This is a genomic window from Pseudotenacibaculum sp. MALMAid0570 (assembly GCF_040151415.1).
In the GTDB taxonomy this organism is placed as follows: domain Bacteria; phylum Bacteroidota; class Bacteroidia; order Flavobacteriales; family Flavobacteriaceae; genus Polaribacter.
In genome coordinates this window covers 323,292-335,890 of sequence record NZ_JBDKWF010000049.1, presented here as the reverse complement: position 1 = coordinate 335,890, position 12,599 = coordinate 323,292, and the positions used below count along the sequence as shown (strand labels likewise).

Here is a 12,599-nt window from a genome sequence, read left to right as displayed (position 1 = left end):
ATAAATCCTTCTCTAATTCATTATAAACACTTAATTAACAGTAAATTAATTAAAAACCATTAATTAAGCACACTATATAGAGTCAATTGTTATGCCAAGTAGAAAACCTTTCTATATCAATTAAATTTCTCTAACTTTCCTCTGAAAACTGTCACAAATTATCAAGTGGTTTGTCTCTAGTATAGAACTGTTTCTTTGGAAGCTCATAATCAACATATCAACCAACTGTTAGAACGCTGTAAAAGATCTGATCAAAACGCTCAGATGCAGATATACAAAGGCTATTACAAAGCCATGTATAATGCTGCGCATAGAATTTTGAAGGATGAATTTGAAGCAGAAGATATTATGCAAGAAGCATTTTTAACAGCGTTTACCAAATTAGATTCATTTAAAGGTGAAGTTACATTTGGAGCTTGGTTAAAACGAATTGTAATTAATAAGAGTTTAACTCAGTTAAAAAAGAACAATCGTTATCAAGAAGTAAAAATGGAAGTCATTCCTAATTATGAAGTTCAAGAGGAAAGAATTGATTATTCGATGTTAAAAGCAACAAAAGTAGCAGAGAAAATCAACACGTTAAAACAGAATTATCAGTTAGTACTCAATTTAAATTTAATTGAAGGATACGATTACGAAGAAATTGCTCAGATTTTAGGATATACAAATGAAAATGTTAGAACAACAATTTCTAGAGCAAAGAAAAAATTAAAACAAGTCTTAGTAGAAGACTCTATAAATACACAGATGTATGGAAGATAAATTACATAACTTTTTTAGTGAAAACGAATTTGATTTTCACGAACCTCATTCTGGTCATATACAACGTTTTGAGAAACGTCTTCAAGGAGTAAAACCACAAAGAAAATTTTCTTGGAAATGGATGAGTGTTGCCGCTTCTATTATATTAGTTGTTGGATTCTATTTAGGAAAGACATCAGAACCTAACGGAGATGTATTAAGTAAAATATCACCAGAAATGGAAGAAGTAGAAACTTATTTTGTAAATACAATTAATGTTAGTCTTCAGGAAATGGAGGGTTCTAGAAGCCTTCAAACAGAAGAAATTATTGAAAAAGCACTGGATAGATTGGAAGAATTAGAAGACGATTACAAGCTTTTTATTAAAGAACTAAATGACAACGGTCAACAAAGACGAATTATTAGTCAAATGATCGAAAACTATAGAAAAAGATTAGAAGTTTTAGAAAACACTCTTAGACAAATTGAATTAGTTAAAAATCCAAAAACTTTAGATGATGAAATCTATATATAAACTAACCTTATTATTATTACTGATTCCGTCTATTGCCTTAGCAAATAACGATAACGGAAAGAAAAAACACGAAAGAAGTAAATCTATTAAGAAATCTTTTGATGTAAACAGTAATGCAACATTAACCATTACCAACAAATATGGTGATGTGAATGTAACTTCATGGAACCAAAACAGGATTGAAATTGATGTAAAGATTACTGTAAAAGGAAACGATCTAGATGATGTAGAAGATCGATTAGAGAAAATTGATGTTGCTTTTAATGGATCTTCTAGCTTAGTAGAAGCCAAAACTATGCTTGGAAAGAAAAATAGTTGGAGTTTTTGGAAAAAGAGCAAAAACATTTCCTATAAAATCAATTATACGGTTAAAATGCCTATTACCAATAATGCGAATTTAAACAACGACTATGGAAGTATTAGTTTAAATGAATTAGAAGGTCAAGCAAATATTAATTGTGATTATGGAAAAATTAGTATTGGAGACCTTAAAGGAAATGACACCAACATCAACTTAGATTATTGCTCTAGCTCTACAATTAGCTCTATGAAAGATGGAAATGTTAATGTAGATTATTCTAGGCTTACCATAGAAAATGCTACCGATGTTAAACTGAATACAGATTATTCTACTGTGAAATTAAAGGAAATAGAAGACCTAACATTTAATGCAGATTATGGTAGCATTGAAGCTGAAGAAGTTGTGAATGCTAATGGAAATGGAGATTATACTGGGTTTAAGTTCGGAACAGTAAAGAAGAATTTGAAGATTGCTTCAGATTATGGTTCTATTAGAATTAAAAATCTAGCCAAAGGTTTCGAATCTGTATATATCAATAGCGAATATGCTGGAATCAAAATTGGAACTTCTTCAGATAATAACTTCAATTTTGTCATCGATCTTCAATATGCAGGCTTCAAAAGAAATGACAACAATATTGAAATGTTCAAAAGAATTGTAAAAAGCACCAAAAAATATTACGAAGGTGTTTATGGAAAAGGAAAATCTAATTCGAAAATTACTATCAAATCGGAATATGGTAGTGTTTCACTATATGAAAATTAATCAAAACTAATAATAAATTAAAATGAGAAAATTAATCATCACAGCATTTATCCTAACCATTACATTTTCTGTAGACGCTCAGAATTGGTGGGGTAATAAAAAAGTTCGTGGTAACGGAAATGTAACAACTGTAACTCGTAATACAGGAAGTTATGACGGTGTTAGCGTAGGAGGTTTCTTTGACGTAATCTTGGTAAAAGGTACTGAAGGAAAAGTAAAAATTGAAGGAGAAGAAAATTTAATGGAGTACATTGTTACTGAAGTTAAGAAAGGAACTCTAAAAATCAAAGTAGAAAAAGGAGTTAATCTTAAAACTACAAGAAGGTTAACTGTTACAGTTCCTGTAAAAGATATAGATCATGTTTCTTTAGGTGGCTCTGGAAATGTAAAAAGTGAAACTCTTTTAAAGGCTGAAGATTTTGGAGTTAGTTTAGGAGGCTCTGGAAATATTACCTTAGAAGTAGATGCTACCAACGTAAAAAGTTCTATAGGAGGTTCTGGAAACATCAAATTAACAGGAAAAGCAGACTATATGAAAAGTTCTATTGCTGGTTCTGGAACTATTAAAGCTTATGAATTGCAAGTAAACTCTATAAAAGCAAGTATTGCAGGTTCTGGCGATATTAGAATTAGTGTAAAAGACGAAATTAAAGCTACTGTAGCTGGTTCTGGAAGTATTTATTACAAAGGGAATCCTCCTAAGATAGATACCAAATCTGTAGGATCAGGAAGCGTAAGAAGTAGAAACTAATTATATATTTCCCCAAATAAAAAGCCTTGAATATTATATTCAAGGCTTTTTATTTATTGGTAGTTTCTATATTGATTTGTTTCTTCAAAAATTGCTTCCAATATCTTGCTTTCAGTTTCAGTAAATTCTAATCCTCTTCTTTTCATAACTACTTCGGCAACTTCAAAAACTTTTCGTAATTGATAGGTTGTAAATCCTGATGCTCCTCCCCAGCTAAAAGATGGAACATAGTTTCTAGGAAAACCACTTCCAAAAAGATTTGCACTTACTCCTATTACAGTTCCTGTATTAAACATTGTATTAATTCCGCATTTAGAATGATCACCCATCATTAAACCACAAAACTGAAGACCAGTTTTAGCAAATCTACCTGTTTCGTAATTCCATATTTTCACCTCTGCGTAATTGTTTTTAAGATTAGACGTATTAGTGTCCGCACCAAGATTACACCATTCACCTAAAACTGAATTCCCCAAATATCCTTCATGTCCTTTATTAGAGTTAGCAAACAAAACCGAGTTATTTACCTCTCCTCCTACTTTACAATTAGGTCCAAAAGTTGAGGCTCCATAAATTTTTGCTCCCATTTTAACAATGGCATTTTCACACAATGCAAAAGGTCCGCGTATAGATGAAGACTCCATAATTTTGGAATCTTTACCAATATAGATTGGACCTTTAGAAGCATTTAAAGTAGAAAATAGTATTTCAGCTCCTTCTTCTATAAATATGTTTTCTTTATTGATATATTGAACTCCTTCTGGAATAGGTTGAGACTTTCTTCCTTCAGTAATAAGTTCAAAATCAAATTGAATAGCCTTATCATTTAATGAAAAAATATCCCAAGTATTCTTTACTTGCAATAATTCACCTTCAAAATCTATTTGATCATAAGACGAAAAATCAACCTCTTCCTGAGTTTCAACAGTGTAAAAAGCCACAACTTCTTCGCCATAAAATATTGCTTGATTCTGAGAAAGTCCTTTTACTTTTTCAACAAGTTCTTTGTTGGGTAAAAATGAAGAATTAATTAATACATTTTCTTCCATTTCTACCATTGGGTACTTTTCTTCTAAATATTCTTCGGTAATCGTTGTTGTTGTAAGACCAAGTATTTTTTCCCATTTTTCACGAATGGTTAAAATTCCTACTCTTATATCAGCAACTGGCCTTGTATAAGTAAAAGGCAATAAAGCATTTCGTACGTTTCCATCAAAAAGTATGTAGTTCATCTCTTATCTTAGGTTGTTAGTCGTGTTTTCTTTGCAAAAAGCATTTGTGCAAACTTACTTTAAAAAAAGGCATAAAAAAAACCGATTGTCTTACCAATCGGTTTAAATTATAATATTTTATCAGATTAGCTTTTAATAAAGCGTTGAGCTCCAATCTTATTATCGGCTGTTACTTTAACAATATACATCCCAGAAGACAGGTTTGTTACATCTACTCTACCGTTTGAAGGAGTTACATCTTGAGAACTTACTAATCTACCTGTGTAATCAAATACACCTACTTTGGCTTTACTAGTTCCTGTTGGTAATTGAATGTTTAATACATCTGAGGATGGATTTGGATACATTTCAAATTTTAACAATCTAGCATCAGAAATACTCAAAGAACTAATAGATCCAGTGTTTCCTGTTACAACTTGGTCACCACCAGTTCCGCCACCACCATCTGCAGCTACTGAAGATGCATAAAATGTAATGGGACCTTGTTCTGTAGATGGAGAAGTCCAAGTAAATGTCCAAGAATTTTGAGAATCATTTGTATGTGTCATGTGAGTTCCACTGTTTACAATCTGATTTCCAGAAGTAGCAGTATAAGTACCTACATTCGCATTATCACTATCTCTTTCTGCAGTTAATTGAAAACCATGTTCAGAAGCAGAAGAACTTGTGGTTACTGTGATTGTATAAGGAGTATTAAAAGCATAACCGCTTCCAGGAATATTGGTAGAGATAGACACATTTGCTCCAAAAGATCCTCCACTATGACAAGCAGAACATGTATTTCCTGCATCTCCAGGAGAGCCAGAAAATGCACCGTCTCTACCACCAGAAAGAGACATTAGCGCAAATGCCGTAATGGGTATTAAAAAAAGTAAGGGTTTAAAAAAGTAGTTTTTTTTCATGGGTCATTGGTTTAGAGATTATTGATTTCAAATCATGATTTATTTGTGAAATCGTTTTGTGAATTTAACTAATTATTTTTATAAATAGAAAATTAACACACTAACAAACAAATATTTAACATTTAGTGTAAAAGTATATGCTTCTTTATTCTTTATAAAGAATATTCATCTAAAGTGGAAAAAAAAAGTTTAAAAAGGAAAAAAGTATCATCGAAATGAAACAAATAATTCTGGTGTTTTTATGGCTTTGGTTAATTAAAGCAGATTATACTCATTTTTTCGTTTAGGTATTTCTACTCTTAAAATTCCACTTATTATATATTACTTTGGTTAACAGTGTTTTACAACTTTAGTCCCTTTATTGTCTAACCTTAAAAAATCAAAAATGAGTAAAAAAAATCTGGATACAACCTATCCAAAAGAACAACAGATTTACAGTTTATCATTCTCCGCAAACTCTGCTTTTAATCTCTCATGGGATCAAACTAATTGTGAAGGAGGGATGAATGAAATGCAAGCTTACGTTAGTAAGGTTTCAAACCTAGTACTTGAAGACACTAAAGCATTTTTAGGATCAGATTGGCAAAGAGTTTGGGGGCCAGTTGTATATGCAGATGATCCTACTTCAAAGTCAGTGCATGCAGATAACACAATGGGATTATATTATAGTAAAAGTGGGAAACTTTTTGTTGCTGCTATCGCAGGAACAAATTTAAATTCGCCTTTCGGGTGGTTTGTTGAAGACTTTAGTGTAAATGATACTGTTACATGGGAATCTATCTCTGGTGAAGCAAACTCTGGAAGTATAGCAAAAGGAACTAGTATTGGTTTGAATATATTGCTAAATATGAAAGATCCTAAAACTGGTCTTCAAATGATGGATGCTTTAAAAAATTTTATTGAAAATAATTCTATCGCTAAAGGAACTGAGGTAGCTGTGGCCGGACATAGTTTAGGGGGAGCTTTATCTCCTGTCTTAGCATTGTATTTACAAAACAAGCAATCGCGTTGGGATCCAAATGGATTAACAATTATTGGTGCATATCCAACAGCTGGTCCAACTCCAGGAACTAGTAAATTTGCTAAATACTACGAGAAGCTCATTAAACAGAAAAAAATTATTTATGTAAGTAGACACAATGCATTGGATATTGTTCCTCATGCTTGGCAAGCTTCAGACATCTCAGAAATACCTACTATTTACGCCGATTATATTGAAGATCCTAAAGGAGCCAATCCAACAAAAGTAGTAAACGGAACATTAGCTTGTGCTGCAGCATTAAATGCTTTAGCTGTAAAAATCAACTATAAAGGTAAAGAGATTCCTTTCTACAACCCATATACACAAATTTCTCCTTCTACTCTTCTTCAAGGAACTTTTGATTCTGACCTTGATGATAGCATCAATGATAAACTTAGTTTAATAGGGCTAGTGATTCCTAAGCTTAAAACTTATGCTCCTTATTTCAGGAACTTAGTGCGTTTTGCCGCTCAAGCTGGCACACAACATACTACGGCTTACAATACATTACTTAGCATTTCTGAGTTTATGGAGGTTTATGATCAAATACTAAAAGACAACAAACCTGCTAACAACATAAATATGAGTCCTGAAGAACTATCTGTAATGGAACTAACGCGTCTTGATTTACAAAACATTGATGAAAAGACTTTAGAGAAAGCTCTAAAAGAGCAAGGATAATAATAAAAAAGGCTTCCAATTGGAAGCCTTTTTTATTATTTACTTAAGTACATTTTTCTTTTTGAATAGAGATCATAAAATTGATCATCTCTTAAACTATCAATAAACAAAATACTTTCTCCAGTACTTTTCATTTCTGGCCCAAGAGTCTTGTCTACATTCGGGAATTTATTAAAAGAGAAAACAGGCTGCTTAATTGCATAGCCTTCTAATTCTGGCTTAAATTCAAAATCTGTTACCTTTTTAGCTCCTAACATTACCTTTGTAGCATAATTTACATAAGGTTCTTTGTACGCTTTTGCAATAAAAGGAACTGTTCTGGAAGCTCTTGGATTAGCCTCAATGATATACACAATATCATCTTTAATTGCAAACTGAATATTAATCAGTCCAACAGTATTTAGCTCTTTAGCAATCGTATTTGTATGATCTATAATCTGTTGCATTACCAAATCCCCTAGGTTAAATGCAGGTAATGTAGCATTAGAATCTCCTGAATGAATACCACAAGGTTCAATATGTTCCATGATTCCAATGATATATACATTTTTACCATCACAAATTGCGTCAGCTTCAGCTTCAATAGCTCCATCTAAATAATGATCTAACAATAACTTGTTATTTGGTATTTTCCTTAGTAAATCTACTACGTGTTCAACCAACTCCTCTTTGTTAATTACAATTTTCATTCCTTGACCACCTAACACATAAGAAGGCCTCACTAAAATTGGAAAATCTAACTCATCTGCTAAAGCCAATGCCTCATCAGCCGATTCTGCAACTCCAAATTGTGGATAAGGAATATTGTTATCTTTTAACAATGTAGAAAAACTTCCTCTATCTTCTGCTAAATCTAGTGACTGGAAGCTTGTCCCAATAATTTTAACACCATAACGATCTAACTTCTCAGCTAACTTTAATGCGGTTTGCCCACCTAATTGAACAATAACACCTTCTGGTTTTTCATGGCGGATGATATCATAGATATGTTCCCAAAAAACAGGCTCGAAGTATAATTTATCAGCAGTGTCAAAATCGGTAGAAACCGTTTCAGGATTACAGTTAATCATAATAGTTTCATAACCACATTCTGAAGCAGCTAATACTCCATGCACACAACAGTAATCAAATTCGATTCCTTGTCCAATTCTATTTGGACCTGAACCTAGAACAATAATTTTCTTTTTATCAGAAACAACACTTTCATTCGCTGTAATTACATCTCCTTCTTTAGTTTCTATTACATTTTCAAATGTAGAATAGTAATAAGGTGTCTTTGCAGTAAACTCAGCAGCACAAGTATCAACAAGCTTGTATACTCGTTGGATGTTCATTTCTTCTCTCTTATTATACACCTGACTTTCTAAACAACCTAGCATATGAGCAATCTGACGATCTCCATAACCTTTTTGCTTAGCTTCCAATAACAAGTCTTTTTCTATTGTATCAATTTTATAAGTAGAGATTTCTTTCTCTAATTGATACAACTCTTCATATTGTTTCAAATACCACATATCTATTTTAGTGATATCATAGATTTGACTTAATGGGATTCCCATAGCAATTGCATCATAAATTACAAACACTCTGTCCCAAGAAGCATGTGTTAACTTCTCTATAATTTGATTGTAATCTTTGTATCCTTTCCCGTCGGCTCCTAATCCGTTTCTTTTAATTTCTAGAGACTGTGTTGCTTTGTGTAAAGCTTCTTGGAAAGAACGACCAATTCCCATAACTTCTCCAACAGCCTTCATTTGTAAGCCTAAAGTTCTATCAGAACCTTCAAACTTGTCGAAGTTCCAACGTGGAATCTTTACAATTACATAATCTAAAGTAGGTTCAAATAATGCTGAAGTTGATTTAGTAATTTGATTTTCTAACTCGTCTAAAGTATATCCTATAGCAAGTTTAGTTGCTACTTTTGCAATTGGATATCCTGTAGCCTTACTTGCTAATGCTGAAGAACGTGATACACGTGGATTGATCTCAATAGCAATAATTTCTTCTCTTTCATCTGGACTTACAGCAAACTGTACATTACATCCTCCTTCAAAATCTCCAATACTACGCATCATCTTAATGGCCATATCACGCATTCTTTGATACGTTTTATCTGACAAAGTCATTGCAGGTGCAACGGTAATAGAATCTCCAGTATGAATTCCCATAGGGTCCATATTCTCTATTGAACAGATAATAACAACATTGTCATTTTTATCTCGCAACAACTCCAATTCATACTCTTTCCATCCCATCATTGCTTTATCAATCATCACCTCATGAATAGGTGAAATCTCAAGACCTCTTCTTAGCAACTTATCAAAGTCTTCTTCTTCATAAACAATTGCTGCTCCAGCACCACCTAAAGTATAGGAAGCTCTAATACACAATGGAAAACCAAATTCTTGAGCAATCTCTTTTCCTTTTAGAAATGAAGTAGCTGTAGCTTGAGGTGCCATAGGCACATCAATTTTACCCATCAATTCTCTAAACTGTTCTCTATCTTCAGTAATATTAATTGCATTAATATCTACTCCAATCATTTTTACATCAAAATCCTCCCAGATTCCTTTCTCATCAGCTTCAATACACAAATTTAGCGCTGTCTGACCTCCCATTGTAGGAAGCACAGCATCAATTTGTGGATGCTCTTTTAAGATTTTAATAATGGACTTGGTGGTTAATGGCAACAAGTATACATGATCAGCCATAGAAGGGTCTGTCATAATTGTTGCAGGATTCGAGTTAATTAAAATGGTTTCAATACCATCTTCTCTTAGTGATCGTAAGGATTGAGATCCTGAATAATCAAACTCACAAGCTTGACCAATTATAATAGGACCTGAACCGATGATTAAAATAGATTTGAGATCGTCTCTTTTTGGCATGTTTTTCGTCTAATTTCTTTCAGTTTGTAAAAATAGTTCGTGATTAGATATAAAAAAAGGTGTTACTTAAAAAAGCAACACCTTTATTATTAACAATTGTTAATCATTATTTCTTATGTCTTGATTCAGATGAAACAGACAGTTTCTTTCTTCCCTTTGCTCTTCTACGAGCTAACACTTTTCTACCATTAGCAGAAGCCATTCTTTCCATGAAACCATGTTTGTTTCTTCTCTTTCTTTTCGATGGTTGATACGTTCTTTTCATTTCAAATAGTTATTAAATAACGTCTTAATTCTTTAATTTGCTTTGCTGAAATTCCGTCTGCTAAAAGCGTTGGCAAATATACAACTGTTTTTAAGTTTGACAAACACAATTTTTAAATTTTTTAAAAATATTTTTTTTGTTCTTTTTTTCTTCAAATTGTTAGTTCTTTTTTTTGATTTTTATTTGCGGTAAAATCTAGAGTTAGTACTTTTGCTCAAACCTAAGGAAACCATGAACAACACTAAATACGTTTTCGTAACTGGAGGCGTAACTTCATCTCTTGGAAAGGGAATTATTGCAGCATCTTTAGCAAAACTTTTACAACAAAGAGGATTTTCTGTCACTATACAAAAGCTAGATCCATATATAAATATAGATCCTGGAACACTAAATCCTTACGAACATGGAGAGTGTTATGTTACAGATGATGGCGCAGAAACCGATCTTGATTTAGGTCATTATGAGCGTTTCTTAAACATTCCAACATCACAAGCAAATAATGTTACTACTGGGCGTATTTACCAATCTGTAATCGACAAAGAACGTAAAGGAGAATTCTTAGGAAAAACTGTACAAGTAATTCCTCACATCACAGATGAGATTAAACACCGTATTCAAATCTTAGGAAATACAGGAGATTATGATATCGTAATTACTGAGATTGGCGGAACTGTAGGGGATATAGAATCTCTACCTTATGTAGAATCGGTTCGTCAATTATTGTGGGAATTAGGTGAAGAAAATGCTATTGTTATTCATTTAACATTGGTTCCTTATTTATCTGCTGCAGGTGAATTAAAAACAAAACCTACACAACACTCAGTAAAAATGTTGATGCAAAGTGGTGTAAGTCCAGATATTTTAGTGTGTAGAACTGAACATGAAATTTCTGATAACATCAAAAGAAAACTTGCATTGTTCTGTAATGTAAAAAAGGAAGATGTAATTCAGTCTATTGATGCAGAAACAATTTACGATGTTCCTAACTTGATGTTAGAAGAAGGCTTGGATGAAGTAGTTTTAAAGAAATTACAACTATCTTCCGAGAAAGAACCGCATTTAGAGGCATGGAATAATTTCTTAAAGAAACATAAAAACCCTACTTCTACTGTAGAAATTGGATTGATTGGAAAATATGTAGAATTACATGATTCTTATAAATCTATTACTGAAGCACTAATTCATGCTGGCGCAACAAATGAAACAAAAGTTAAAGTTCGTTGGATTCATTCTGAAGAATTAACTCCTGAAAACGTTTCTGAACAACTAAAAGGCTTGAATGGTGTTTTGGTTGCTCCTGGTTTTGGAGATCGTGGTATTGAAGGTAAAATTAAAGCAGTTCAATATGCTAGGGAAAATAACATTCCTTTCTTTGGTATTTGTTTAGGAATGCAAATGGCTGTAATTGAGTTTTCAAGAAATGTGCTTGGCTTACAGGATGCTAATTCAACTGAGATGAATCTAAATACTCCACATCCTGTTATAAGTTTAATGGAAGAGCAAAAAGATATTACAGATAAAGGTGGAACAATGCGTTTAGGAGCTTGGGATTGCAAAATAACTGAAGATTCTAAAGTATTTGGCGCTTACGGAAACATTTTGATAAGTGAACGTCATAGACACCGTTATGAATTTAACAACGATTATTTGGGACAAATCAAAACTGCAGGAATGCAGACAACCGGAATCAATCCTAAAACAGGATTGGTAGAAATTGTTGAGATTCCTTCTCACCCTTGGTTTGTTGGTGTACAATACCACCCTGAATACAAAAGCACTGTGTTAAATCCACACCCATTATTTGTTGATTTTGTAAATGCCGCATTAAGCCATTCAAAGAAATAATCTAGATGGAAATTTTAATAATCATGGGACCTCCATATTCAGGAAAAGGTACCCAATGTGAAGTATTGAAAAACAAGTTAGGCTACAAGCATATCTCGACTGGAGATCGTTGCAGACTTGAAAAAAATCAAAAAACCGAAATTGGTTTAATCATGTCTCAATATGAAGAGAACGGCGATTTAGTTCCTGATCAAATTATGAAAGATCTCTTTTCAAAAATTCTAGATGAAAATATTCAAAATAAAGGGATTATTCTTGATGGCTACCCAAGAACAATTCCTCAAGTAAATGATCTTTTGGAATTAGTTGATTCTAAAAAACTATCTATTTCGAAAGTTTTAAATATTGAAGTCCCTTTCAAAGAATTATTAAAAAGGGCTTCAAAAAGAGCAGAGACGTCAGATAGAAAAGACGATAAAGACTCTGAAATCCATTTAAAAAGAATTCGAGTATTTGAGGAACTTACTCTACCAGCTATTAATTACACTAAAGCTTTAGTTTCTGTAACAAATTTTAATGGTATGGGTCAAATAGAAGACATTACGCAAGAAATACTGAACAACTTACAACAATCATAAAACGGAATACTGTTTGAACTATCATTGATAACGAAATAATCAACAATAGAAATACGAAAAACAGGTCTATTTTACTACATTTGTCATCGATTTT

At 32.5% G+C, this 12,599-nt stretch carries 11 protein-coding genes; 7 read left to right on the top strand and 4 right to left on the bottom strand.

The window, feature by feature from the left end:
* The first annotated feature begins 195 nt into the window (after nucleotides 1-195).
* The 4 genes from AAON49_RS11870 to AAON49_RS11855 are packed head-to-tail and all read left to right on the top strand — an operon-like array spanning nucleotide 196 to nucleotide 3,093.
* Entirely contained in the window at nucleotides 196-762 is a 567-nt protein-coding gene (locus AAON49_RS11870; RefSeq protein WP_349554846.1) for an RNA polymerase sigma factor, read from the top strand.
* A complete protein-coding gene (locus tag AAON49_RS11865) occupies nucleotides 752-1,276 on the top strand; it encodes a hypothetical protein (protein WP_349554844.1) in 525 nt (174 codons plus the stop codon). The genes AAON49_RS11870 and AAON49_RS11865 overlap by 11 nt, the downstream gene beginning before the upstream one ends.
* Nucleotides 1,260-2,342, top strand: coding sequence for a hypothetical protein (locus AAON49_RS11860; RefSeq protein ID WP_349554843.1), 1,083 nt, complete (start codon nucleotides 1,260-1,262; stop codon nucleotides 2,340-2,342). Before AAON49_RS11865 ends, AAON49_RS11860 begins: the two co-directional genes overlap by 17 nt.
* A gap of 22 nt (nucleotides 2,343-2,364) precedes the next feature.
* Nucleotides 2,365-3,093, top strand: coding sequence for a head GIN domain-containing protein (locus AAON49_RS11855; RefSeq protein ID WP_349554842.1), 729 nt, complete (start codon nucleotides 2,365-2,367; stop codon nucleotides 3,091-3,093).
* Between the two features lie 53 nt (nucleotides 3,094-3,146).
* Here the strand turns inward: AAON49_RS11855 and AAON49_RS11850 are convergent, their stop codons facing one another.
* A complete protein-coding gene (locus tag AAON49_RS11850; RefSeq protein ID WP_349554841.1) occupies nucleotides 3,147-4,325 on the bottom strand; it encodes a GlmU family protein in 1,179 nt (392 codons plus the stop codon).
* A 125-nt stretch (nucleotides 4,326-4,450) separates the two neighbouring features.
* Nucleotides 4,451-5,227, bottom strand: a complete 777-nt coding sequence (locus AAON49_RS11845; RefSeq protein WP_349554839.1) for a choice-of-anchor V domain-containing protein — start codon at nucleotides 5,225-5,227, stop codon at nucleotides 4,451-4,453.
* A 385-nt stretch (nucleotides 5,228-5,612) separates the two neighbouring features.
* Between AAON49_RS11845 and AAON49_RS11840 the strand changes: the two genes are divergently transcribed.
* On the top strand, nucleotides 5,613-6,929 hold the full coding sequence (locus tag AAON49_RS11840; RefSeq protein ID WP_349554837.1) for a lipase family protein: 1,317 nt from the start codon (nucleotides 5,613-5,615) through the stop codon (nucleotides 6,927-6,929).
* A gap of 35 nt (nucleotides 6,930-6,964) precedes the next feature.
* Here AAON49_RS11840 and carB read toward each other — a convergent pair whose 3' ends face one another.
* Nucleotides 6,965-9,817 carry a carbamoyl-phosphate synthase large subunit gene (gene carB / locus AAON49_RS11835; protein ID WP_349554836.1) on the bottom strand — a complete coding sequence of 951 codons (2,853 nt, stop codon included), beginning with the start codon at nucleotides 9,815-9,817 and terminating at the stop codon, nucleotides 6,965-6,967.
* Between the two features lie 106 nt (nucleotides 9,818-9,923).
* The gene (gene rpmH / locus AAON49_RS11830) at nucleotides 9,924-10,082 is read right to left on the bottom strand and encodes a 50S ribosomal protein L34 (protein ID WP_349554834.1); all 159 of its coding nucleotides are present in this window, start codon (nucleotides 10,080-10,082) and stop codon (nucleotides 9,924-9,926) included.
* A gap of 231 nt (nucleotides 10,083-10,313) precedes the next feature.
* Between rpmH and pyrG the strand changes: the two genes are divergently transcribed.
* Both pyrG and AAON49_RS11820 read left to right on the top strand, forming a co-directional pair.
* Nucleotides 10,314-11,927, top strand: coding sequence for a CTP synthase (pyrG, locus tag AAON49_RS11825; protein ID WP_349554833.1), 1,614 nt, complete (start codon nucleotides 10,314-10,316; stop codon nucleotides 11,925-11,927).
* 5 nt (nucleotides 11,928-11,932) lie between these two features.
* Nucleotides 11,933-12,505 carry an adenylate kinase family protein gene (locus AAON49_RS11820; protein ID WP_349554832.1) on the top strand — a complete coding sequence of 191 codons (573 nt, stop codon included), beginning with the start codon at nucleotides 11,933-11,935 and terminating at the stop codon, nucleotides 12,503-12,505.
* The last annotated feature ends 94 nt before the right edge of the window (nucleotides 12,506-12,599 follow it).

What these genes read in the sequence shown, in the direction of transcription:
- AAON49_RS11865 (WP_349554844.1), top strand. Translation starts at nt 752, where the DNA reads ATGGAAGATAAATTACATAACTTTTTTAGTGAAAACGAATTTGATTTT.
- AAON49_RS11860 (WP_349554843.1), top strand. Translation starts at nt 1,260, where the DNA reads ATGAAATCTATATATAAACTAACCTTATTATTATTACTGATTCCGTCT.
- AAON49_RS11855 (WP_349554842.1), top strand. Translation starts at nt 2,365, where the DNA reads ATGAGAAAATTAATCATCACAGCATTTATCCTAACCATTACATTTTCT.
- AAON49_RS11850 (WP_349554841.1), bottom strand. Translation starts at nt 4,325, where the DNA reads ATGAACTACATACTTTTTGATGGAAACGTACGAAATGCTTTATTGCCT.
- AAON49_RS11845 (WP_349554839.1), bottom strand. Translation starts at nt 5,227, where the DNA reads ATGAAAAAAAACTACTTTTTTAAACCCTTACTTTTTTTAATACCCATT.
- AAON49_RS11840 (WP_349554837.1), top strand. Translation starts at nt 5,613, where the DNA reads ATGAGTAAAAAAAATCTGGATACAACCTATCCAAAAGAACAACAGATT.
- carB (WP_349554836.1), bottom strand. Translation starts at nt 9,817, where the DNA reads ATGCCAAAAAGAGACGATCTCAAATCTATTTTAATCATCGGTTCAGGT.
- rpmH (WP_349554834.1), bottom strand. Translation starts at nt 10,082, where the DNA reads ATGAAAAGAACGTATCAACCATCGAAAAGAAAGAGAAGAAACAAACAT.
- pyrG (WP_349554833.1), top strand. Translation starts at nt 10,314, where the DNA reads ATGAACAACACTAAATACGTTTTCGTAACTGGAGGCGTAACTTCATCT.
- AAON49_RS11820 (WP_349554832.1), top strand. Translation starts at nt 11,933, where the DNA reads ATGGAAATTTTAATAATCATGGGACCTCCATATTCAGGAAAAGGTACC.